Annotated in this window: 18 protein-coding genes; 11 read left to right on the top strand and 7 right to left on the bottom strand. The window is 71.2% G+C overall.

Annotation, left to right across the window (positions count from 1 at the left end):
- Window positions 1-123 precede the first annotated feature (123 nt).
- Window positions 124-1,125: a LacI family DNA-binding transcriptional regulator gene (locus tag AC4FS1_RS09595; protein ID WP_491154512.1), complete on the top strand. Its 1,002-nt coding sequence runs from the start codon at window positions 124-126 to the stop codon at window positions 1,123-1,125.
- A gap of 133 nt (window positions 1,126-1,258) precedes the next feature.
- On the opposite strand, the gene AC4FS1_RS09590 is transcribed toward AC4FS1_RS09595, so the two are convergent.
- A complete protein-coding gene (locus tag AC4FS1_RS09590; protein ID WP_491154510.1) occupies window positions 1,259-1,831 on the bottom strand; it encodes a TetR/AcrR family transcriptional regulator in 573 nt (190 codons plus the stop codon).
- Window positions 1,832-1,935: 104 nt separating this feature from the next.
- Between AC4FS1_RS09590 and AC4FS1_RS09585 the strand changes: the two genes are divergently transcribed.
- The 7 genes from AC4FS1_RS09585 to treZ all read left to right on the top strand — a co-directional run bounded on the left by AC4FS1_RS09585 (window position 1,936) and on the right by treZ (window position 13,434).
- Window positions 1,936-4,509 carry an MMPL family transporter gene (locus AC4FS1_RS09585; RefSeq protein ID WP_491154508.1) on the top strand — a complete coding sequence of 858 codons (2,574 nt, stop codon included), beginning with the start codon at window positions 1,936-1,938 and terminating at the stop codon, window positions 4,507-4,509.
- Between the two features lie 57 nt (window positions 4,510-4,566).
- Entirely contained in the window at window positions 4,567-5,250 is a 684-nt protein-coding gene (locus AC4FS1_RS09580; protein ID WP_491154507.1) for a GTP pyrophosphokinase, read from the top strand.
- 163 nt (window positions 5,251-5,413) lie between these two features.
- Window positions 5,414-6,265 (top strand): transposase, encoded by an 852-nt coding sequence (locus AC4FS1_RS09575; RefSeq protein ID WP_491154506.1) that lies wholly within the window; start codon window positions 5,414-5,416, stop codon window positions 6,263-6,265.
- A 100-nt stretch (window positions 6,266-6,365) separates the two neighbouring features.
- A complete protein-coding gene (locus AC4FS1_RS09570; RefSeq protein ID WP_491154504.1) occupies window positions 6,366-6,860 on the top strand; it encodes a glutaminase in 495 nt (164 codons plus the stop codon).
- A 61-nt stretch (window positions 6,861-6,921) separates the two neighbouring features.
- Window positions 6,922-9,132 (top strand): glycogen debranching protein GlgX, encoded by a 2,211-nt coding sequence (gene glgX / locus AC4FS1_RS09565; protein ID WP_491154503.1) that lies wholly within the window; start codon window positions 6,922-6,924, stop codon window positions 9,130-9,132.
- On the top strand, window positions 9,132-11,549 hold the full coding sequence (gene treY / locus AC4FS1_RS09560; protein ID WP_491154501.1) for a malto-oligosyltrehalose synthase: 2,418 nt from the start codon (window positions 9,132-9,134) through the stop codon (window positions 11,547-11,549). The genes glgX and treY overlap by 1 nt, the downstream gene beginning before the upstream one ends.
- Before the next feature lie 100 nt (window positions 11,550-11,649).
- The gene (treZ, locus tag AC4FS1_RS09555) at window positions 11,650-13,434 is read left to right on the top strand and encodes a malto-oligosyltrehalose trehalohydrolase (RefSeq protein ID WP_491154499.1); all 1,785 of its coding nucleotides are present in this window, start codon (window positions 11,650-11,652) and stop codon (window positions 13,432-13,434) included.
- On the opposite strand, the gene AC4FS1_RS09550 is transcribed toward treZ, so the two are convergent.
- On the bottom strand, window positions 13,431-13,640 hold the full coding sequence (locus tag AC4FS1_RS09550) for a hypothetical protein (protein WP_491154497.1): 210 nt from the start codon (window positions 13,638-13,640) through the stop codon (window positions 13,431-13,433). The two genes, treZ and AC4FS1_RS09550, sit on opposite strands and share 4 nt — an antisense overlap.
- A 128-nt stretch (window positions 13,641-13,768) precedes the next feature.
- Between AC4FS1_RS09550 and AC4FS1_RS09545 the strand changes: the two genes are divergently transcribed.
- A complete protein-coding gene (locus AC4FS1_RS09545; protein ID WP_491154495.1) occupies window positions 13,769-14,623 on the top strand; it encodes a TspO-related membrane protein in 855 nt (284 codons plus the stop codon).
- An 8-nt stretch (window positions 14,624-14,631) separates the two neighbouring features.
- On the opposite strand, the gene AC4FS1_RS09540 is transcribed toward AC4FS1_RS09545, so the two are convergent.
- Window positions 14,632-15,369: a glutamine amidotransferase-related protein gene (locus tag AC4FS1_RS09540; protein WP_491154493.1), complete on the bottom strand. Its 738-nt coding sequence runs from the start codon at window positions 15,367-15,369 to the stop codon at window positions 14,632-14,634.
- Between the two features lie 97 nt (window positions 15,370-15,466).
- Between AC4FS1_RS09540 and AC4FS1_RS09535 the strand changes: the two genes are divergently transcribed.
- A complete protein-coding gene (locus AC4FS1_RS09535; RefSeq protein ID WP_491154491.1) occupies window positions 15,467-15,742 on the top strand; it encodes a hypothetical protein in 276 nt (91 codons plus the stop codon).
- A 1-nt stretch (window position 15,743) separates the two neighbouring features.
- Here the strand turns inward: AC4FS1_RS09535 and AC4FS1_RS09530 are convergent, their stop codons facing one another.
- On the bottom strand, window positions 15,744-16,475 hold the full coding sequence (locus tag AC4FS1_RS09530) for a LysR family substrate-binding domain-containing protein (RefSeq protein ID WP_491154490.1): 732 nt from the start codon (window positions 16,473-16,475) through the stop codon (window positions 15,744-15,746).
- Between the two features lie 34 nt (window positions 16,476-16,509).
- Between AC4FS1_RS09530 and AC4FS1_RS09525 the strand changes: the two genes are divergently transcribed.
- Window positions 16,510-16,908 carry a DUF1304 domain-containing protein gene (locus AC4FS1_RS09525; protein WP_491154488.1) on the top strand — a complete coding sequence of 133 codons (399 nt, stop codon included), beginning with the start codon at window positions 16,510-16,512 and terminating at the stop codon, window positions 16,906-16,908.
- Window position 16,909: 1 nt separating this feature from the next.
- On the opposite strand, the gene AC4FS1_RS09520 is transcribed toward AC4FS1_RS09525, so the two are convergent.
- The 3 genes from AC4FS1_RS09520 to AC4FS1_RS09510 all read right to left on the bottom strand — a co-directional run bounded on the left by AC4FS1_RS09520 (window position 16,910) and on the right by AC4FS1_RS09510 (window position 22,978).
- Window positions 16,910-17,317, bottom strand: a complete 408-nt coding sequence (locus tag AC4FS1_RS09520) for an LbetaH domain-containing protein (RefSeq protein WP_491154487.1) — start codon at window positions 17,315-17,317, stop codon at window positions 16,910-16,912.
- Between the two features lie 182 nt (window positions 17,318-17,499).
- Entirely contained in the window at window positions 17,500-18,276 is a 777-nt protein-coding gene (locus AC4FS1_RS09515; protein ID WP_491154485.1) for a DNA-formamidopyrimidine glycosylase family protein, read from the bottom strand.
- The gene (locus AC4FS1_RS09510) at window positions 18,269-22,978 is read right to left on the bottom strand and encodes an ATP-dependent helicase (protein WP_491154484.1); all 4,710 of its coding nucleotides are present in this window, start codon (window positions 22,976-22,978) and stop codon (window positions 18,269-18,271) included. The genes AC4FS1_RS09515 and AC4FS1_RS09510 overlap by 8 nt, the downstream gene beginning before the upstream one ends.
- Window positions 22,979-23,026 lie beyond the last annotated feature (48 nt).

The following is a 23,026-nucleotide window of genomic DNA, read 5'->3' as shown; positions in this document are numbered from 1 at the left end:
ATCGTCGAGGTACGGCCATTTCTCCGCGCGTGTGGATCGCCCGGTGCGATGCCAGTGTCCGATTCCCACGCCGTTTCGTCAAACGTTTTCGAAAATGGTTTCCGTGGCCCTACGATGACGGTCATGCGGCGAAGGGTGACGATTCACGATGTGGCGGCCGCCGCCGGTGTTTCCGTCGCCACCGTGTCCAAGGCGGTCAACGGCCGCTACGGCGTCGCGGATGACACCGTGCAGCGGGTTCTCGCCGCGGTGAGCGAGCTGGGGTACGAGTCGAGCCTCGTCGCCAGCAGCATGCGCGCCCGGCGGACGGGGGTCATCGGGGTCTTCGTCGCCGGGTTCGAGCCGTTCTCTGCGGAGGTGCTCAAGGGCGTCGGTGCGGCCCTGCGGGACTCGCGGCTGGATCTGCTCGCGTACAGCGGCTCGTCCCAGTCTTCGTCAGAGGGATGGGAGCGCCGATCGCTGAGCCGCTTGAGCGGGACACTCGTCGACGGGGTGATCATGGTGACCCCGTCCGTCGTCAACGCCGCCGCCGAGGTACCCGTGGTGGCCATCGATCCCCACACCGGCCCGGCCGACATGCCCACGGTCGAATCGGACAGCTTCACCGGCGCACGCCAGGCCGTCGACTACTTGATCTCGCTGGGGCACCGCCGCATCGGCTTCGTCGCCGGCCGCCCCGACCTCCGGTCGTCGATGTTCCGCGAGGGTGGCTACCGGCGCGCCCTCGACGACGCGCGCATCCCGTTCGACCGGAGCCTGGTGGGAGTCGGACGGTACGCGGAGGATTCGGCGCGCGAGGCGGCGACCCAGCTCCTGTCGCGGAGTGACCGGCCCACGGCGATCTTCGCCGCCAACGACATCTCCGCCATCACGGTCCTCCGGGTGGCCGGCGCGATGGGGCTCTCGGTCCCGCGAGACCTGTCCGTCGTCGGATTCGACGACATCCCCGACGCCTCTCAGGTGTCGCCGGCCCTCACCACGGTGCGCCAGCCGATGCAGCGTCTCGGGTCTGAGGCAGTGACCATGCTCCTCGGACTGATGGGCGGAACACCTCCACCCGAGACGCATGTGCGGCTGCCCACGATGCTCATCCCCCGGGCGACGACCGCCCCGCCCACCCCCTGACCTCGGCGGCCCACGTCGCATCCGCGAGCGCACGGGTTGCTGCCGAGCGCACGGCATAATCGCGCGGGAAGGCCGTGCGCTGGGCACGATGTCGTGCACTCGCCGGACGCGGGAGGCGCGGGAGGCGCGGGGGTCAGCGGCCGAGGACCGCGTCGAGGAGGCGCTCGGCGTCGCCCTTCCCGATCGGCTCACGGCTGAGGGCACGCAGGATGACCGCGCCGATCAGGGCCTCCGCGATCTCCTCCACGGGCGCCCCGGGTGCGAGGTTGGGCGTCGTGCCGATCGCGGCCCGGAGGCGCCCGACGAGCGACTCCGAGCCGGTGAGGCTGTCGCGGAGCCGGCGCCCGGCATCCGCGTTCTCGGCTGCGGCCGCTACGAGCGAGCGCAGCAGCGTCTCGCCGTGCGGTTCGGCGAGCACCGTGAACACCGCCTGCAGCCAGTCTCCGAGGTCGCGGCGGATGTCGCCGGTGTCGGGGAACAGCAGCCGTCCGGGGAGGATCTTCCCCTCGAGGAGGCACTCGGCGATCACTGCACCCTTGGAGGGCCACCACCGGTAGATCGTCTGCTTGCCCACGCGGGCGCGTGTGGCGATGCCTTCGATCGACAGGGCGTCGTAGCCGCGTTCGACCAGAAGATCGGCCGCGGCCTGCAGGATCGCCTGGCGTGCGGCCTCACTGCGGACAGGGCCGCTCCGAGGATGGGGCATCGGGCTCGCAATCGGGAAGACGAGACGGTCCGTGTTATCTTAGCTGCTGCTTGTCGGAGTCGAGGGCGCCCTCGACAGGCGGCCTCGCGAGTCGGAGGAACCGCATGGCCGAGCTGCTGCACCGCCTGGGAACGTTCGCCGCGCGCCGCGCCTGGACGGTGGTTCTCGCGTGGGTCGCGCTGCTCGCCATCGCCGGCGGTGGCTTCGCGCTGGGCTTCAAGGGGCTCAGTTCGAGCTTCGACATCCCCGGCACCGCCTCGGGCGCCGTCATCGAAGAGCTCGAGGAGTCGTTGCCCGACTTCAGCGGAGCATCCGGCACCGTCGTCTTCGCCACGGAGGACGGCAGCGCGCTCACCGACGATCAGCGTGCCGCGATCGCCGCCCTCGTCGAATCCGCGGGCGATCTTCCCGACGTCGCCGACGTGGTGGACCCGTTCGCCACCGAGCAGGAACTCGCCGCCTCCCGCCAGCAGATCGAGGACGGGCGGGCGCAGCTCGACGCCGGCCGTGCGCAGGCCGAGGCGGGACAGCAGCAGATCGATGCGGGTCGCGTGCAGCTGGACGCGGCGCAGGCGCAGTTGGACGCCGGCCGTGCGCAGCTCGACGCCGCCCGTGCGCGCGCCGAGGCCGCCGACCTGCCGACGACGCAGCTGGACCAGCAGCAGGCGCAGCTGGACGGGCAGCAGGCGCAGTTGGACGCCGGCCGTGCCGAGTTGGATGCGCAGCAGCAGCAGCTGACCGACAGCCTCGCGGCCCTCCCCGAGCAGGAGGCGCAGCTCGAGCGCGGCGCGGAGCTGTTGTCGTTCGCCGACGAGATCCGTCTCGTCTCCGAGGATGGCGCGACCGCCCTCGTCAATGTCTCGTTCACGGAGCCGCGCTTGGAGCTCCCGGAAAGCTCCAAGCAGGCGGTGATGGCCCACTTCACCTCCGAGCCGATCGACGGCGTGGAGGTGGCATTCTCGACCGACATCTCGCAGGGCGTTCCGCAGATCCTCGGTGTCGGCGAGGCGGTGGGTGTCGTCATCGCCGGCATCGTGCTCGTCGTCGTGCTCGGCTCGCTGCTGGCCGCCGCGTTCCCCATCCTCACCGCGCTCACCGGCGTCGGCATCGGTGCGATGGCGACGCTGTCGTTCTCCGGCGTCGTGCAGATGGCGTCGGTCACCCCCATCCTCGGGGTGATGCTGGGGCTGGCCGTCGGCATCGACTACTCGCTGTTCATCCTGTACCGCCACCGCCGGCAGCTCCTGCAGGGGGCCGAGGTGGTCGAATCCATCGGCCTGGCCAACGGCACCGCCGGCAACGCCGTCGTGTTCGCCGGGACCACGGTCATCGTGGCGCTCCTCGCGCTCAACGTCACGGGAATTCCGTTCCTCGGCCTCATGGGCACGGCGGGCGCCGCGAGCGTCGCGATCGCGGTGCTCATCGCCATCTCGCTCACCCCCGCCCTCCTGGGTCTTGCCGGGATGCGGGTACTCGGCCGCCGGGCTCGCGCCCGGCTGGCGGCGACGTCGACCGCATCGGCGGAGGGGGGCGAGACCCGCCGTCGCGTGCGGGGCCGCGCCGTGGAGCCCATGTCGACCGTCCGCGCCGTGGTGACGGGACTCCTGGCCGTGGTGCTCCTCCTGGTGGTGGCGATCCCGGCGCTCTCGATGCGCCTCGGGCTGCCGGACGGCGGCTCGGAGGCGGCGGATTCTCCGGCCTACCGCGCCTACACCGCCACCGAGGAGGCGTTCGGCGAGGGGGTCAACGGACCGCTCCTGGTCACCGCATCCCTCCCCGAGGGCCTCGACGACACCGCCGTGCAGGACGCGCAGCTCGCCGTGGCGCGCGAACTCGCCGGCCAGGAAGATGTGGTCGCCGTGGCACCGGTCGCGATCGCGGAGGACAACTCCCTCGCGGCCTTCCAGGTCGTGCCGGCCGAAGGACCCAACAGCGCCTCCACCGAGCGGCTCGTCCGCGACCTGCGGGCGCTCCCTCCCGTGGACGGCGACATCGAGCTCGGCGTGGCCGGGCAGGCCGCGATCAACATCGACATCTCCGAAGGCCTCGCCGACGTGCTGCCGCTGTACCTCGCGGTGGTGGTGGGGCTGTCGTTCCTCATCATGGTGATGGTCTTCCGCTCGATCCTCGTGCCGCTCCTGGCCACCGGCGGGTTCGTCCTGTCGCTGTTCGCGACGTTCGGCGCGGTGACGGCGGTCTTCCAGTGGGGTTGGCTCGGCGACCTGTTCGGCGTCCACAACCCGGGCCCGATCCTCAGCTTCCTCCCGGTGATCCTCGTCGGCATCCTGTTCGGCCTCGCGATGGACTACCAGCTGTTCCTGGCGACGGGGATGCGGGAGGCCTACGTGCACGGAGCACCCGCGCGGCTGGCGGTGGCGCAGGGCTTCCGCGCCGGGCGCACGGTCGTCATCGCCGCCGCGCTCATCATGATCTCCGTGTTCGGTGGGTTCGTCACGAGTGAGTCGGTGATCATCAAGTCGATGGGCTTCGGCCTCGCCCTCGGCGTGCTCCTCGACGCGATCGTCGTCCGGATGCTGCTGGTGCCCGCGGTCATGCACCTCCTCGGGCGCTCGGCGTGGTGGCTCCCACGGTGGCTGGACCGCGTCATCCCGAACGTCGACGTGGAGGGCGCGGCCCTCGAGCGGCGTCACCCCCCGCACGCCCCCGCGGCCGCCTGACCGCGGAGTCTCCGGCTTCACAGGACCCTCGTAGCTCTCGCCCGTAGCGTGCGGGACATGGCCGGTTCGCTCGACGAGCAGCAGATCACCGTTTCCGGCGCCGCCCTTCGGGCGATGCGCGACGAGTTCCAGCGGTTCCTCATGGAGTACCGCTTCGGACTGGCGGAGGTCGAGACGAAGATCTCGATCCTGCGCGAGGAATTCCAGGAGGTGCACGCCTACAACCCGATCGAGCACGTCTCGAGCCGGGTGAAATCGCCGGACAGCCTCGTCGAGAAGGTCCAGCGCAAAGGGATCGACCCCGGCTTCCCCTCGGTGCGGGCCGCGGTCACCGACATCGCCGGCATCCGCATCACCTGCAGTTTCGTGGGCGACGCCTACCGGCTGTTCGACCTGCTCACCCAGCAGGACGACATCACGCTGCTGAGCGTGAAGGACTACATCGCCGAGCCGAAGCCGAACGGCTACAAGAGCCTGCACGCGATTGTCGAGGTGCCGGTCTTCCTCTCCACCGGCCGGGTCGCCGTGCCGGTGGAAGTGCAGTTCCGCACCATCGCGATGGACTTCTGGGCGAGCCTGGAGCACAAGATCTACTACAAGTACGACCGGCAGGTGCCCGACGAGCTGCTCGCGAGCCTGAAAGAGGCCGCCGACACCGCAGCCGAACTCGATGGCCGGATGGAGGGGCTGCACCGGGAGGTCCACGGTGCCGCGGCAGCTGCGGGCGCGGTCTCGCTCTGACCCCTCCGGCGCGACGGGCACCCACCTCGCCCCCGGCACAACCGCGGATCGCAGGCGCGACACGCCGGCGGCGGACGCTCGGTCGCGGCGTGTCGGCCACGATCTCCGCGGTTGTGCGGGCGGAACGGCGAGCCTGGCGGCGGCCGCGAGCCAGAATGGGGCCATGGCGGATGCAGCGGCCGAGGAGCTCGACGAGGTAGCCGCCGCCCTCTATGCCCTTCCGCCGGCCGAGTTCACGGTCGCCCGGAATCAGCGGGCGGCCGCTGCGACCGGCATCCTCGCCAAGAACATCAAGGCTCTTCGCAAGCCCTCGGTCGCGGCCTGGGCGGTGAACCTGCTGGTCCGAGACGGACAGCTCGCCGAGGCCGTCGAACTGTCGCAGGCGCTGCACGACGCGCAGGACGATCTCGACGCGCCCGAGCTGGCGAAGCTCGGACGACAGCGCCGCGCCCTCGTCGGCGGGCTCGCGCGCCGCGCCGCCGCCCTCGCCGAGGAGGCGGGGACCACTCTCAGCCGCGCCGTGCTCGAGGAGGTCGAAGTCACCGTCAACGCCGCGATCGTGGATGCGGCGGCCGGGGCGGCGATCCTCACCGGGCGGCTCGTCCGAACCGTGCACGCCGACGGCACCGATGCGGCCGACCTCGCCGACGCGGTGGCGGGGTCGGTCCCCGGAGTGCCCGACCGCCCAGCGCCGGCGCGGGACGACCTCGCCGCACGCCGTGCGCGGAAGGCCGCCGAAGCGGCCGCGCGTGACGCCGACCGGGCCGCATCCGAAGCCGAACGCGAAGCGACGCGCATCGAGGGGAAGCTCACCAAGGCGCGGGAGCGCGCTGACCTGCTGCACGAGCGGGTCGACGATCTGCGGGCGGAGCTGGCACGCATCGAACGCGACGCGGATGCCGCGGACGAGAAGGTCGCGGGGATGGAGGAGGAGCGCGCAGGGGCGCGCGAGCGGGCCCAGGCCGCCGAACGTGCTGCCGAGCGGGCTCGGGCGGCCCTCGAACCGGACGAGTGAGGGCGGCACCGGGACCATCGTGGACCGTCCCCGTAGCATCGGGGCATGGACTTCTCATCTCCAGCTCCCTGGCGCCGGGCGGGGCGCGGGTAGGCATGCCATGACGGATGCTGCCGCCGAGGTGGAGACGCTGCTCGCCCGCGCTCGCAGCCGCCTCAGAGACGCTCCCCGTGAGGCGCTCGGCGAGCTGCGGACGCCCCGCCGCATCCTCGGCATCGCCCGCTCCCCGCGCATCGAGCGGGTGGGGGAGGCGTGGCACCTCGGCGTGCTTCTTCTCACCGACGACGCCGTGCTGGCCACAGGCGAGATCGTCCGTGCGCGCGCCGAGGCCGTCCGCGGCTTCACGGCGGAATCGCAGCGGGCGCGGGCGGCCCTCGCGGCTGCGGCGAGCCGAGGCGGGTTCGCTGAGGGGGAGTCGGTCCACGTGGGATGGGTGCGCCTGGACCTCCCGCTGGTCTCGGAGGCCACCTCGCCGCTGGCCGTACGCGACGGGGTGGCCGCCGTCCGGTGGAGCGCCGCCGCCGGGCTCGTACCCCTCGCCTCCTATCTGGACGAACGCGTCGAGCTCCTGCGTCATCCGCCCGCCCGCGCATAGTCGGCGGGGCGCCTCCGGTCAACGGTCGGGACGCGTATTTCTGCTGCCGTATCGTTGGGCCGTGCAGGTATGGCCAGGATCCAGTTATCCCCTCGGTGCGACGTTCGACGGCAACGGAACGAACTTCGCCATCTTCAGCGAAGGAGCAGAGCGCATCGAGCTCTGCCTCTTCGGCGAGCGCGGGAAGGAGACGCGCGTCGACCTCGTCGACGTTGACGCGTACGTGTGGCACGCCTACCTCCCGAACGTCCAGCCCGGGCAGCGCTACGGGTACCGGGTGCACGGACCGGATGATCCCGAGAACGGGCGGCGGTTCAACCCGAACAAGCTCCTCCTCGACCCGTACGCGAAGGCCGTCGACGGCCAGGTGACGTGGGGGCAGTCGGTCTTCGGCTACAACTTCGGCGACCCCGACTCCCGCAACGACGAGGACTCCGCCGCCGCGATGATGAAGGGCGTCGTCGTCAGCCCCTTCTTCGACTGGAGTGGCGACCGTCAGCCCAAGACGCCGTACGCCGAATCGTTCATCTACGAGGCGCACGTGAAGGGGCTCACCGAGCTGCACCCCGCCGTGCCCGAAGAACTGCGCGGCACCTACAGCGGCGTCGCCCACCCCGCGGTCATCGAGCACCTTCAGAAGCTCGGCGTCACCGCGATCGAACTCATGCCGGTGCACCAGTTCGTCAACGACTCCACGCTGCAGGACAAGGGGCTGTCGAACTACTGGGGCTACAACACCATCGCGTTCTTCGCCCCGCAGAACACCTACACCTCCAGCGGCGGCCACGGCCAGCAGGTGCAGGAGTTCAAGGCGATGGTCAAGGCGCTGCACGCCGCGGGTATCGAGGTCATCCTCGACGTGGTCTACAACCACACCGCCGAGGGCAACCACCTGGGCCCCACCCTGTCGATGCGCGGCATCGACAACGAGGCGTACTACCGCCTCGAGCAGGACGACAAACGCTATTACACGGACTACACCGGCACCGGCAACAGCATGAACGTCGGCAACCCGCACACGCTGCAGCTCATCATGGATTCGCTGCGGTACTGGGTGCTCGAGATGCACGTCGACGGCTTCCGGTTCGATCTGGCCTCGACCCTCGCGCGGGAGTTCTACGAGGTCGACCGCCTCGCGACCTTCTTCGAGCTCGTGCAACAGGATCCGGTGGTCTCGCAGGTCAAGCTCATCGCCGAGCCGTGGGACGTCGGTCCCGGCGGTTACCAGGTCGGAAACTTCCCGCCGCAGTGGACGGAGTGGAACGGCAAGTACCGCGACACCGTCCGCGACTTCTGGCGCGGCGAGCCGCAGGCCCTCGGCGAGTTCGCCTCCCGGCTGACGGGCTCGGCCGACCTGTACGAGCACTCCGGGCGTCGCCCCGTGGCATCCATCAACTTCGTCACCGCCCACGACGGGTTCACTCTGCGCGACCTCGTGTCGTACAACGAGAAGCACAACCAGGCCAACGGTGAAGACAACAACGACGGCGAATCGCACAACCGCTCCGACAACATGGGGGTGGAAGGTCCCACCGACGACCCGGCGATCCTCGGCGCGCGCGCCCGTCAGCAGCGGAACTTCATCGCGACGCTGCTCCTGAGCCAGGGCGTGCCGATGCTCCTGCACGGCGACGAGATGGGTCGCACGCAAGGCGGCAACAACAACGGCTATGCGCAGGACAACGAGATCACGTGGGTCGACTGGGAGAGCGCCGATCAGCCGCTCATCGAGTTCACCGCCGCGCTGTCGCGCCTGCGGAAGGACCACCCGACGTTCCGCCGGGGGCGCTTCTTCAACGGCCGCCCGGTCAAGATGGAGGAGGGCGCGCCGATGCCCGACGTCGTCTGGCTGCGGCCGGATGGGTCGGTGATGCAGCCGGAGGACTGGGACTCGGGATTCGGGCGCGCGATCGGTGTCTTCCTCAACGGGCAGGGCATCCGCGAGCGCGACCGCCGCGGCGAGGAGATCCTCGACCGGCACTTCATCGTGCTCTTCAACGCCGGCGACGAGGCGGTGGAGTTCCACGTTCCGGATGTGAAGTTCAGCCCCAAGTGGGACGTGCTCGTCGACACGGCGGGTGAGCTCGCCAACACCGAGCCGGTCAAGCCGGGTGCCGCCGTGATGCTCGAGGGGAAGTCACTCGTGGTGCTGTGCGAACACGATCTCCCCGAGCCCGAGGTCGACCACTCCGTCGCCGCGTCGCTGACTGCGCAGGTGGCGGCGTCGACCGGAGACGACTTCCCCGGGCACGCCCCCAAGCCGGAACTGTGATGACGCGCAGCCCGCTCTCCACCTACCGCCTGCAGATCCGCCGTTCTTTCGACCTGGATGCGGCCGCCGCCGTCACCCGGTACCTTCGCGATCTCGGTGTGTCCTGGGCGTACCTCTCGCCGCTGCTGCGCGCCACGCCCGGCTCGGATCACGGCTATGACGTGGTCGACGTCACCGTGGTCGACCCGGAACGCGGCGGGGCGGACGGGCTCGCGCGGTTCGCCGCATCCGCCCGCGAGCAGGGCCTGGGCATCCTCGTCGACATCGTTCCCAACCACATGGGGATCTCCGCCCCCCGGGAGAATGCGTGGTGGTGGGATGTGCTGCGGCTCGGACGCGAATCCGTCCACGCCGGCGCGTTCGACATCGACTGGGAATACGGCGGCGGGCGGGTCCTCGTGCCGGTTCTCGGTGGATCCGTCGATGAGATCATCGCCGCCGGCGACTTCGTGATCGATCCCACGCCGGCCGACGATGCCCCCTCGGGTCTCCTGCGGTACTTCGACCACGCCTTCCCGCTCGCCCCGGGTTCGATCGACGACGCCGGCCCTGCCACGGCGACCGGGGCATCGTGGACCGATCCCGATCTTGTCCGAGCTGTGCTGGACCGTCAGAACTACGAGCTGCGTTTCTGGCGCGACGAGGCCGCGGAGCTGAACTACCGCCGCTTCTTCGCCGTGACGACCCTCGCGGGGGTGCGGGTCGAGCTGCCGGAGGTGTTCGACGCCACCCACGGCGAGATCCTCCGCTGGGTGCGCGAAGGTCTGGCCGACGGCCTGCGGGTCGATCACCCCGACGGCCTCCTCGACCCGGGCGGCTACCTCGAGCAGCTCGCCGCCGCGAGCGGCGACGTGTACGTCCTGGTCGAGAAGATCCTCGAGCACGGTGAGGCCCTGCCCGGCTGGTGGCACACCGACGGGACCACCGGGTACGACGCGCTCGCCGAAGTCGGCCGCGTCCTGATCGACCCCGTCGGCGAGCAGGGCCTGGATGCTCTGGATGCGCGGCTGCGCACGCAGACCGGGCTCCCCGCCGCATCCAGCTGGCACGATCTCATCCATGACACGAAGCGGATGATCGCCGACACCATCCAGGTCGCCGAGATCCGCCGCCTCATCCGAGGGCTTCCCGCGGCGGTGCGCGATCGCGAGGCCGCCGTCCTGCAGGATGCGCTCGCCGAGCTCCTCGCGTGCTTCCCCGTGTACCGCTCCTACCTGCCGGCGGGCCGCGAACACCTGGATGCCGCCGCCGCCGAGGCATCCGGACGCCGCCCCGACCTCACCGAGGTCATCGCAGAGCTTGTTCCCGTGCTCGCCGATCCGTCGCTGGAGGTGGCTCGCCGCTTCCAGCAGACGACCGGACCCGTCATGGCCAAGGGCGTGGAAGACACCGCCTTCTACCGGTACACCCGGCTCGGCCCGCTGACCGAGGTCGGGGGCGACCCGTCGGAGTTCTCCCTGTCGATCGCCGACTTCCACGCAGCTCAGGCCGCGCGGCAGGCATCGTGGCCGCAGGCGATGACGACGCTGTCGACGCACGACACCAAACGCGGCGAGGATGTCCGCGCGCGCCTCGCGGTGCTGTCGGAGATGCCCGAGCGCTGGGCGCGCGTGCTGGAGGAGTTCCGCGAGGTCGCCACCACCGGACACGGACCCTTCGACGCGCTGCTGTGGCAGGCGATCGTCGGAGCGTGGCCCGCATCCCGAGGACCGGAGTTCGCCGAGCGGCTGCACGCGTACGCCGAGAAGGCGGCGCGCGAAGCGGCCGAGGCGACCGGCTGGTGGGACCCGGTGGAGTCCTTCGAGTCGGCGATGCACGCGGTCGTGGATGCGGCGACCGGGCACGCGGCGGAACTGGTCGAGGGGTTCGTCGACGAGATCGCCGCGGCGGGGTGGGCGAACGGGCTCTCCCAGAAACTCCTGCAGCTCGCCGGTCCCGGCGTGCCCGACGTGTATCAAGGGTCGGAACTGTGGGAGATGTCGCTCGTCGACCCCGACAACCGTCGTCCCGTCGATTTCGCCGAGCGCTCGGCCCTGCTCGCCGGGCTCGACGAGGGTTTCGGGCGGGGCGAGCTGCCGGCCGTCGACGCGGGTGGGGCGGCCAAGCTCCTCGTCACCTCGCGCACGCTGCGCCTTCGCCGTGACCGGCCCGAGCTGTTCACCCGGTACACCTCCATGACGGTCGTGGGCGAAGCATCCACTCACGCGGTCGCGTTCGACCGCGGCGGGGCGCTCGCCGTGGCCACCCGGTTGCCGGTCGGGCTGTCCCGGCGTGGAGGCTGGGGCGACACGCAGCTGCTGCGGCATGCCGGACCGGCCGTCGACGCTTTCACCGGCCGGCGTTACGAGGGATCGACGGTGCCTCTGGCCGAGCTGCTGTCTGTCTACCCCGTGGCTTTGCTGGTCCCGGATGCCTGACATGGCATCGAGCGCACGACATCGTGTCGAGCGCACGATCTGACAGCGTTGATACGACGTGCACTGGGTAGCAACCCGTGCACTCGCGGAAGGAGGAGCGATGAGCATCGAGGTGTGGGCACCGCGGGCGGAGCGGGTCCGGATGCGGCGGCTGGACGCCGATGGCACGACCGTCGTCGATGAGGTCGCGCTCCGGCGCGGAACGTCCGGACCGCTTCCCGGCCCGGGCTGGTGGTTCGCCGACGTCGACCTCCGCGACGGCGAGCGGTACGGCTTCGTCATCGACGACAGCGACGACCTCCGTCCTGACCCGCGTTCACGGCGGCAGCCCGACGGCGTGCACGCCGCGTCGGCGTGGTTCGACCCCACGGGGTACGCCTGGACCGACGCGTCCTGGACCGGCCGGCAGCTCGCCGGTGGCCTGATCTACGAACTCCACCTCGGCACCTTCACCCCCGAGGGGACGCTGGACGCGGCGATCGGCAAGCTCGGTTACCTCGTCGACCTCGGCGTGACGCACGTCGAGCTGCTGCCCGTCAACGGGTTCAACGGCGTCTGGAACTGGGGCTACGACGGCGTGCTCTGGTACACGGTGCACGAGGCCTACGGCGGCCCCGAGGCCTACCAGCGCTTCGTGGATGCCGCGCACGCGGCGGGGCTCGCCGTCATCCAGGACGTCGTCTACAACCACCTCGGACCCAGCGGCAACTACCTGCCCGAGTTCGGTCCGTACCTGCGCAGCGGCAGCCGCAACACCTGGGGCGACTCCGTGAACCTCGACGAAGACGCGGTGCGCTCGTACATCGTCGACAACACCCTGATGTGGATGCGGGATTACCACGTGGACGGCCTGCGGCTGGACGCCGTGCACGCGCTGCACGACGAGCGGTCCAGGCACATCCTGCGTGAGATCGCCGAGGGTGCCGACGCGCTCTCCGCGCACCTCGGGCGGCCGCTGACCACGATCGCCGAATCGGACATGAACGACCCGAAGCTCATCCTCCCGCGCGAGGCGGGTGGGTACGGCCTGACGGCGCAGTGGAGCGACGACTGGCACCACACGGTGCACGTCGCCGTCTCCGGCGAGACGGTCGGGTATTACGAGGACTTCGCCGATCCGGAGGCCTTCCCCAAGGTCACCGCCGGCGGTTTCTTCCACGACGGCACGTACTCCTCGTTCCGCGGGCGCAACCACGGCTTCCCGGTTCCTGCCGAGGTACCCGCGTGGCGCCTGGTGACCTTCGCGCAGGACCATGACCAGATCGGCAACCGGGCCACCGGCGATCGGTTGTCGCAGAACCTGCCCTACGGGCGCCTGGCCGTGGCGGCCGTGCTGACGCTCACCACCCCGGGCACGCCCATGCTGTTCATGGGCGAGGAATGGGGCGCGTCCACGCCGTGGCAGTTCTTCACGTCGCACCCCGAGCCCGAGCTCGGCGAAGCGACGGCCCAGGGTCGCATCGCGGAGTTCGCGGAGATGGGCTGGGACGAGTCGGTCGTCCCCGATCCGCAGGACCCGGAAACGTTCACCCGGTCCAAGCTCGACTGGGACGAGGCATCCCATGGCGATCATCGGCGGCTGCTGGAGCTGTACCGCGACCTCGCCCGCCTGCGGCGCGAGCGGCCCGAACTGACCGACCCGGCGTGGGGTGCGCGTTCGGCCATCGTCGGTGACGCGCAGAACGGGCGCACCTACACGCTCACGAGCGGCCGCCTCACCGTGTTCGCCAACCTCACCGACACCCCGGCGGACTGCGCGGTGCTCCCGGATGCCGTCGTGCTGCTCGCGACGGACGGCGCCACCCTCACCGGGGTCGGCGGTTCGGACGGGCGGACCGTGACGATCCCTCCGGATTCGGCCGTGGTGGTGGGCCCGGCGCTCTAGAACTCGTCCTCGTCGTCGTCCTCGGCATCGAGGCGCACCCGGCGGTCGTCATCCAGCGGCGACTCGTCGGCGAGGTCGGAAGGGTCGAGGGGGCGCTCGTCGTCGGGCACGGGGCCGAGGTCGGTCTCGTCGGGATCGGCGGGCCGGTCCTCATCGACCGGCTCGTGGTCCGGCGAAGAGTCGGGGGCGGAAAAGCCGTTCGACATGACTGCTCCTTGCTCGAGGGACGGGGGATGCCCCGACCCTAACGCGGGGCCGACGTGGTGCATAGCTCCGTGCGCCAGGGCGGTGTCAACCCGGCGCCGACGCGTCGCGCGGCCCGTACCGTCGGGGTATGGCCATCGATTCTCAGCCTCCCGGCTCGGCGCGCGTGGACCCGCCACGCACCGACGCGACATCTCGCGATGTGGTCCGGCAGGTCGTGGTGCCGTCGGCGACGTCGTTCATGCTCATCGCCGCGATGCTCGGAACGGGGCTCCTCGGCGGAACGCCCGTTCAAGACGTGCAGAACGGTGCCCTCGACTCGGATGCGTCGTATCTGGCTCCTGCGGGGTCGGCCTTCTCGATCTGGTCGGTCATCTATCTCGGCCTCGTCGCCTACGCGGTGTGGCAGGCGCTCCCTGCGCAGCGGGCAGATCCGCGTCAGCGGACCCTCGGCTGGTTCGTCGCGGTCACCGCCGTCCTCAATGGTCTGTGGCTCCTGGCTGCGCAGTACGGCACCCTCCCGCTGACAGTGGTCGTGATCGTGCTGCTGCTGGTGGCGTTGGGGATCACCTTCCGCCAGGCGGTCCTGACCCGCACCCCGAGTGACGGGGCATGGGATGCGGTTCTCCTGGACGGGGTCACGGGCCTCCACCTCGGCTGGGTGAGCCTTGCGACGGTGGCCAACGCGTCGGCGTGGCTCACGCAGATCGTCCCCGCCCAGTGGGGCGAGTACGCGCCCGCGTTCGGCATCCCTGTGCTCGTCGTCGTGGGCATCATCGGCCTCGCCATGGCGTGGGCCAGCGGATGGCGCGTGACCCCCGGTCTCGCCGTCGCGTGGGGCGCGACGTGGATCGCGGTGGGCCGCCTGACGGGCGAGCCGCACAGCACGCCCATCGGAGTCACCGCGATCGTGGTCGGCGCGGTGGTGGGACTCGTCCCGGTCGCCGTGGCGGGGCTGCGCTTCCTCCGCCCGCAGGGAGACTGACGCCGGGTTCAGCCGCCCGCGATCTGCGCGAACCGCGCGAGCAGTCGCGCCGGTTCTGTGACGGATGCCGCGAGCACCCGCGCGGAGAGCCTGTCGAAATCCTCGGCGGGGAAGTAGCCGTCGCGACGATAGATCGCCATCCGCTCGGTGAACGCCTTCGGCGTCGGCTCCGGGTGGAACTGTGTGGCGTACAGCCGGTCGCCGACGCGATACGCCTGCACGGGGCAGGCGTCGTTCTCGGCCAGCAGCACCGCGCCCGGCGGCGCCGCCGCGGTGCCCTCCTTGTGCGCGGTGAGCGCCGTGAACGGCGCTGCCAGGTTCCCGAACAGCGCGTCGGCGCGCCCCTCGCTCGTCAGGCGGATGGCGGCCGGTCCGGTGTCTTCGGGGAAGTCCCTCGACACCACGCCTCCCAGCATCCGGGTCACCACCCCGATGCCGTAGCAGGTGAACAGCGCTGTGGTGCGGGATGCTGCGGCCTCCGCCGCGATGCGCTCGAGCCCTGACTCGACGCGGCGTTGTTCGTCCGACTTGCGCGACGCCGGATCGGTGAGGTTGAACGGGCTGCCGCCGACGACGAACCCCCCGAAACGCTCGAAGACGTCGGAGGGGAGGTCGTCGCGGACGAGGTCGTGCGCTCCGAGCGCGTCCGCGTCGAGCTGCATCCCCTCGCGGAACGACGCGTATTCTGCGTCGGCGGCGGCCCGTTGCGGACGCGCGGAGACGTAGAGCAGCGGGAGAGTCACCACGCGAGTCTAGGTGCCTCCGCGCCAGGCGGATGTCGGGGTGTCTTCCCGGTGGCGAAGCGGCGAGAATGGCGGCATGGCGGCGGGGAGGGATCGATACGTGCGTGACTGGGTGCTGGCGGCGGATGCCGGCGCCGCCGCCGCCGTGGGCGCCGTCGCCGACCGCCTCGGCTGGGAAACCCGGACCGAAGCGTTGACCGGCGGACCGCCACCTGTTCGGCCCGCACCGCCGGAGGGTCTGCGCCTCGCCGATCCGCTCCGGGTGCGCCTCACCGCGCGCGAGGGCGCTCGTCCGCCCGATGCCGCCGACATCGTGCGGGCGCTGGCCGGCCGCGCCGACGTCTGGCTGGATGACGGCCGCACGCTCGACGACTGAGTCAGCGGGACGAGTTCGCGGTGCGGCCGCGCACGATCCCGATGAAGGTCTGAACGTCGTCGGTGTCCGCATCCCGCGGCCACGCCAGCGCAACGGTCGATGGGGGGCCGTCCCGCAGCGGCCGGTGAGTGACATCGCGGCGCGCGTGCAGGCGCGCGAGCGACAGGGGCACGATCACGGCGCCGACGCCCGCGGCAACCATCGCGATCGCGTCCTCCGTCGTTGCGGGACGGCCGAAGGACGGCGGGACGGCACCGGGCACGACGGTGCCGAGCACATCGTCCCGCGGCACCAGGATGACCTCGCCGGCGAGGTCGGCCAGTTCGAGCTCGTCGACCGCGGTGAGGTGCGAATCTTCGGCGACCACCACGACGGGCACTTCGGTGTACAGCGGGATCACGGAAAGGTGGTCGTCGTCGAGGGGAAGACGCACCAGCGCGGCGTCGACGGCGGCGCCGGTGACGGCTGCGTGCTGATCGGACACCGACACCGGCACCAGCTCGAGCGGAACCTCCGGCATCCGCTCCGCCCACAGGGAGATCCACTTGCCGGGTGTCGCGCCGGGGATGGCGCCCAGTCGGAATGTCCGCGGCTCCTGCGGCTCCTGCGGAGCCGGGGCCTGCCTCTGTGCGGTGTCGCGTGATCGTTGACGCCCCGTCGGCGCGGCGCGGCGCGGAACAGGTCTCCCCCCGCGCGGACTCCGGGGCGCGCGCGAACCGCCGCTTTTGGCCATCACGTCAGCGTAGTCGCCGCGCTAGTGTTCGCTCATGGTGGCGATCCTCGCAACGGTGCTCGGTGCGTTGGCGGCTCTGCTGCACGTGTACATCTTCGTGCTGGAAAGCGTCCGATGGCGGAAACCCCGCGTGTGGCGGCGCTTCGGGGTGCCGGATCAGGAAGCGGCCGAGACGACGCGCCCCCTGGCGTACAACCAGGGTTTCTACAACCTGTTCCTCGCCGTCGGCGCGACCCTCGGGCTCGTGCTGTTCTGGGCCGGCGGTCCCGACTCGGCCGCCGACGTCGCCGGGCGCGCCCTTGCGCTCTTCAGTCTCGGCAGCATGGCGGGCGCCGCCCTCGTGCTGGTCACGACCGGCCGACGCTATCTCGCCGCGGCCGCCCTGCAGGGGCTCGTGCCCCTGCTCGCGTTCGTCCTCTTCGTGTTCGCCTGAGTCAGGCCGCCAGGCGTAGCCCGCGCTGGTCGGTCGCGACGGTCTCGCCGTCGGGGACGCTCTCATCGTCACGGATGAGGGACCCCACGGCCACGCGTGCCTGCGTGCCGATGTGGGCACGGACACCGATCGTCGCACCCGCGCCGACCGCCGCGCCCGAGCCGATGTGCGCGTGGGGCGCGATGCGCGCTTGAGGTCCGATGACCGCGTCGGCCTCGACCCATGCGCCGCGGCCTATCTGCGCTCCCTCGGCGACTTGGGCGCCAGGCTCGATATAGGCCCCTGCTTCGACGAGCGCGCTCGGATGGACCTTCGCGCCGTGCGCGATCAGGCCCCGACCGTTGACGTGCTTGCGATAACGCAGCGTCTCGCCCCGGTCGTTCTCGATGTCGATGTAGTTCTTACCCACGTTCTCCTCCGGCAGCGCCACTCGGCGCTAACACAAAAAGCCAACGAGTCGCTGCCGTGTTTCATTCCCACGCGTGATGCTCGGATGCAACGATCCACCGGCACCTGACATGCGACGATCTCTCCTGCGCCGGGGTTCCGTTACCGTCTTGACATCCGCCGCCCCGCGTGTGTCGGGCGGGATCAGTCCGCCTGGCAGACGGGACACCAGAAGACGTTGCGTTCACTCGTCGCGGTCGCTCCGAGCGATCCGGCGCGGATCGGGGTGCCGCACCGCCGACATGGCTTGCCGTCCCGCCGATACACCCACGTGCGCCGTCCCGGGCGACTGTCGCCCGTGAATGTGCGCTGCGGGCGGGGCAGATTCGCGCGGATCATCCGCACGCCCACGTCCAGGAGGCCGGCCGCGTCGATGTCGGTCGCCGGTCGGTCGGGCGGGATACCGCGGACGAAGAGCATCTCGTTGACGTACTCGTTGCCGAATCCGGCGACGTTGCGCTGGTCCAGGAGCGCTACATGGGCCGCACGGGGGTCGCTTCCCAGCCGACGGGCCGCTTCCGCGGCATCCCAGTCCTCGGCGAGCGGATCGGGTCCGAGATGCCCGACGATGCGTTCCTCCTCGGACGTGGGCAGCACTTCCACCAGCGCGAGGTCGAATCCGACGGTCTCCGCTCGTGCCGTTCCGATGATCGCGCGGGCCGAATGCGCCGGGCGCCGCCACCGTTCGCCGGGACGGTAGACATCCCACCGGCCCTCCATCTTCAGATGCGAGTGCAACGTCCACGCCCCGATGCGTTCGAGCAGGTGCTTGCCGCGCGGGACGATCGACTCCACCCGTTCCCCGCGGAGGTCGGCCGTCGCGCTGCGCGGCACCCGCACGTCGAAACGTGTCACCTCCGAACCCACGAGCGCCTCGGCCAGGCGCTCGGCCGTGCGGTGGACGGTGTCGCCCTCAGGCACGCGACGCCTCGCGCAGCGCATCGCCGGCGGTGAGCCGGCGGAGGGTCAGTCCGCGCGGCGACTCGACGAAACCGGCCTCGCGCAGCGCCCGGCCGACGGCGGTGCCGTACACGAACGCGCCGTTGACCTGCTCGATCGTGAGGGTGTCGAGCCGGCGCGATCGAGCGGTGCCCGCGAGGTCGCGCGCGGCCGCGGCCAGCCGGTCCTCGTCATCGGTGAAGGCGAGTGCCGTGCGGCCGCCGCGCTCCAGGTACAACGTCAGCGCGCCATCCACCAGCACGACGAGACCGCCCGCCTTCCGCCCAGGACGGTGGTTCACGCCCTCGATCCCCGGCCACGCCAGCGCGGCACCGTAGGGATTCGCGGGATCGGTGGCGGCGAGGGTCACCGCGCGCAGCGGCGCGGGATCGGGCAGCCCGGCGAACTCGCGCAGCCGGTCGACGGTCGTGGATGCGGCGAATTGTGCCGCTCCCAGCTTTTCGATGACGTACCCCCGCCGGCAGTGCCCGGCCTCTTCGAAGCCGGAGAGGATCCGGTACACCTGAGCGAACCCGCCGGGGACACCCTCGGATTGCACGGCGCCGCGGGTGACCACCCCGTAGCGATCCAGCAGCAGGCTCGCTGTCGCCGTGGCGCGCAGCGCCGGATCGGGCTCGGGGAGAGGAAGCACCGACCAGCGCCCGCCGATCGCCGGTGGCCGAGGCGGGGTGGAGGTGCGGGGGAGCGTGGCCGAGCGGTACATCCGCGCGCGCGGGGCCTTACGCGCGACCCGGTGCGACTGGCCGCCGCCGCTCACGAGCGTGCGGACGGGCGCGAACGTGTCGTTGGTCACCCGCCCCGACCACGTCAGAGACCACAGTGCCTCGATCACCGACTGCTCGTTGTCGGCGTTCGTGAGCGCGCGAAGTTGAGCCGCGAAGTAGGCGCCGCCGGCAGCGAGCGCCTCCAGCAGCCGAGCCTCCAGGCTGTCTGCGGCGATCTCGTCCTCGGGCTCCGCGAGGGTGAGCGGGGCAGCATCCGCCGGATGCAGTGCGATCCAGCCGTCCCGACCGGGAAGGGTGCCATGCCCGGACCAGACGACCTCGCCGGTCGCGGTGAGCTCGTCCAGCATCGCCGGGGCGTACCCGGACACTCGCGCGGGCAGGATGAGCGACTCCCACGCGCTCGCCGGAATGGGCACGCCGGCCAGCTGCTCGATGGCCGCGGCGACACCGTCGATGCCCTCGAGCGGACGGGTCAGGTGCTGCCACACGGGGAGGAACCGGGCGTAGGCCTCGGGTGCAACGGGCTCGACGCTTCCGCGGATCGCCGCCAGCGACCGCATCCGCAAGCGGCGCAGGACCTCCGCGTCGCACCACTCGGTGTCGTCGCCGGCAACGGATCCGGCTGCACCTGTCGCGGAGCCCGTCGCAGGGACCGGAAGGAAGAAGCCGCTCGCCATGCGCCCCTGGGACTCCAGGCGCTGCAGCGTCAGTCGCGCGACGGCCACACCGACCCCCAGCCGCTCGGCCACCGCCGCCGCGGGGAAGGGGCCGTGCGTGCGGGCGTAGCGGGCGACCAGGTCTCCGAGCGGGTCGGCGACCGGCTCGAGGAAGGCGTTGGGGAGCCCGACGGGGAGGGCCACCCCGAGCGCGTCGCGCAGGCGTGCGGCATCCTCGATCGCCGCCACGCGCGCCCGCCCCGCAATGGTCACCGGGATCGCGCGACGGTCGGCGATGAGCTGCTCGAGGTGCGCCGCCGCCTCGCGTGCGGCATCGCCCTCGGTGTCGAGCCGCGCCGCGACCTCGGGAGCGTCCAGCGGGCCGAGCACGCGCACGAGGTCGGCGACGCCCTCGACACCGCGCGCTCGTCGTTCGGGATCGAGCCGCTGGACCTCGCGTTCGAACTGCGCGAGCACGTCAGGGTCGAGGAGTTCCCGCATCTCGACCTTGCCGAGAAGCTCCCCGAGCAGCCCGGGATCGACCGACAGGGCTGCGGCCCGGCGCTCGGCCAGCGGCGAGTCGCCCTCGTACATGAAGGCGCCGACGTACCCGAACAGCAGGTCACGGGCATAGGGCGACGGCTGTGAGGTGGTGATCTCGACCAGGCGGATGCGCCGCTCGCCGATCCCGCGGACGATCTGCAGCAGGCCCGGGAGGTCGTAGACGTCCTGCAGCACCTCGCGGAGCGTCTCGAGGATGATCGGGAACGTCGGGTGGCGGCGTGCCACCTCGAGAAGCTGGGCCGAGCGCTGGCGTTGCTGCCAGAGGGGGGCACGGCGGTTCGGATTCAGCCGCGGCAGCAGGAGCGCCCGGGCCGCGCACTCGCGGAAGCGGGACGCGAACAGCGCCGACCCGCCCACTTCGTCGGTGACGATCTGCTCGAGCTCCTCAGGTTCGAAGACGAAGAGATCGGCGCCGGGTGGTTCGGCGGCGGCATCCGGGACACGGGCGATGATGCCGTCGTCGCTGGCCACCGCGGCACCCTCGACACCGAGGCGCTCGCGGATGCGGGCGTTGACGGCGAGCGCCCAGGGGGAATGCACCTGCATGCCGTACGGGGAATGCAAGATCACGCGCCAGTCGCCGACTTCGTCGCGGCTGCGCTCGACCGTGAGGGTGCGGTCGGTCGGCAGAGTTCCGGTGGCCTCGCGCTGCTCGGCCAGATACGACAGGAGATTGGTGATCGCGTTGTCGTCCAAGCCCGATGCGCGGAGACGCTCCTCCGCCTTCTCACGTCCGGCGGTGGACACGTCGCGGGAGAACTTGCCCAGCGCCTCGCCGAGTTCGGCAGGCCGGCCGATTCCGTCTCCGTGCCAGAACGGCACCTTGCCCGGCTGCCCGAAGGCGGGCACCACGTTGACGCGGTCATGGGTGATCTCCACGATCCGCCAGCTCGTCGTGCCCAGGGTGAAGACGTCGTTGACGCGGGACTCGTAGACCATCTCCTCGTCGAGCTCCCCGACCCGCGCGTTCTGCGTCTCGCCGGCGACGAAGACCCCGAAGAGTCCGCGGTCGGGGATGGTGCCTCCACTGGTCACCGCGACGCGCTGCGCGCCCGGTCGGCCGGTGAGCGTTCCGGCGTCGCGGTCCCAGACCACCCGCGGACGGAGCTCGGCGAACTCGTCCGAAGGGTAACGGCCGGCGAGCAGGTCGAGGGTGGCCTCGAACGCCGATCGGGGGAGCGCGCGGAACGGAGCACTGCGCTTGACCGTTTCGAACCAGTCCTCGACGTCGATCGCGCCGAGAGCCGCGGCAGCCACGGTCTGCTGCGCGAGGATGTCGAGCGGATTGGAGGGGACGGCGATGGACTCGATCCGGCCCGCGAGCATCCGTTCGGTCACCACGGCCGTATGCAGCACGTCGCTGCGGTGCTTCGGGAACAGCGCCGCGCGGCTGACCTCGCCCACCTGGTGACCGGCACGGCCCACACGCTGCAGGCCGGACGCGGCGCTCGGCGGCGCCTCCACCTGGATCACGAGGTCGACCGCCCCCATGTCGATCCCGAGCTCGAGGCTGCTGGTCGCTACGACACAGCGCAGCGTTCCCGACTTCAGTTCGTCCTCGACCTGGGCGCGCTGCTCTTTGGACACGGAGCCGTGGTGCGCCTTCGCCAGGACCGGCGGTGCCCCGATGATGGCCCCGGCCTGCGCCATCATCGCCGCCGGGACGGTCGGCTCGGGCAGGTCGACGCCGAGCCGCTCGGCATAGATCTCGTTGAGGCGTCCGGTGAGCCGCTCCGCCAGCCGCCGCGAATTGGAGAAGACGATCGTGGACCGGTGCTGCAGGATGCGGTCGACGATGGCCTCTTCGACGTGCGGCCACACCGAGCCGGTGACCTCGGTGTTCTCGGCGAACCAGTCCTCGCCGGCATCCGCGGGGGGAGCTTCGGTGCCCGGCGGCGGGGGAGGGTTGAGCATGTCGACGACCGGGACGATGACGCGCAGGTCGTAGGCCTTCGTGGCGCGGGGGGCGACGATATCGACCGGCTGCGCCCCGCCGAGGAACCGGGCGACCTCGTCGATGGGGCGGACGGTGGCCGACAGTCCGATGCGCTGCGCGGGCCGATACTTCTGGCCGGCCGCCTCGGCGCGCGCCTGACGCAGGGCGTCCAGACGCTCCAGGCTCACCGCGAGGTGGGCTCCTCGCTTGGTGGCGGCCACCGCATGCACCTCGTCGACGATCACCGTGTGCACGTCGCGCAGGGTCTCGCCGGCCTGACTGGTGAGCATCAGGTACAGCGACTCGGGGGTGGTGATGAGGATGTCAGGCGGTGTGGTGACGAGCTTGCGCCGGTCGGAGGAGGTCGTGTCTCCCGATCGGACGCCCACCGTCATGGATGGTGCTTCGAGACCGAGCCGCCGTGCCGACTGGCCGATTCCGACCAGGGGCGAGCGGAGGTTCCGCTCGACGTCCACCCCCAGGGCCTTCAGCGGCGAGATGTAGAGGACGCGTGTGCCGCGCGGCACAGGCGCCGGGCCGCGACGTCTTCCGCGTGCGGCGGGCGCTGCGGGCTCGGTCGGCGGAGTCTCACGGAAGACGCGATCGATCGCCCACAGGAAGGCCGACAGGGTCTTGCCCGACCCGGTGGGCGCGACCACGAGCGCATGGCGGCCGGCGGAGATGGCATCCCAGGCGCCGATCTGCGCGTCGGTGGGTGCCGCGAACGCGCCACGGAACCAGTCCTGCGTGGCAGGACTGAAGCGTTCGAGCACATCGCTCACCTTTCCATCCTCTCCTGCACCACCGACATCGGGGCGCGGTCGACCCCC

The sequence above is a fragment of the Microbacterium sp. Z12_35 genome, assembly GCF_058310475.1.
This window is presented reverse-complemented; position numbering and strand designations above follow the sequence as displayed.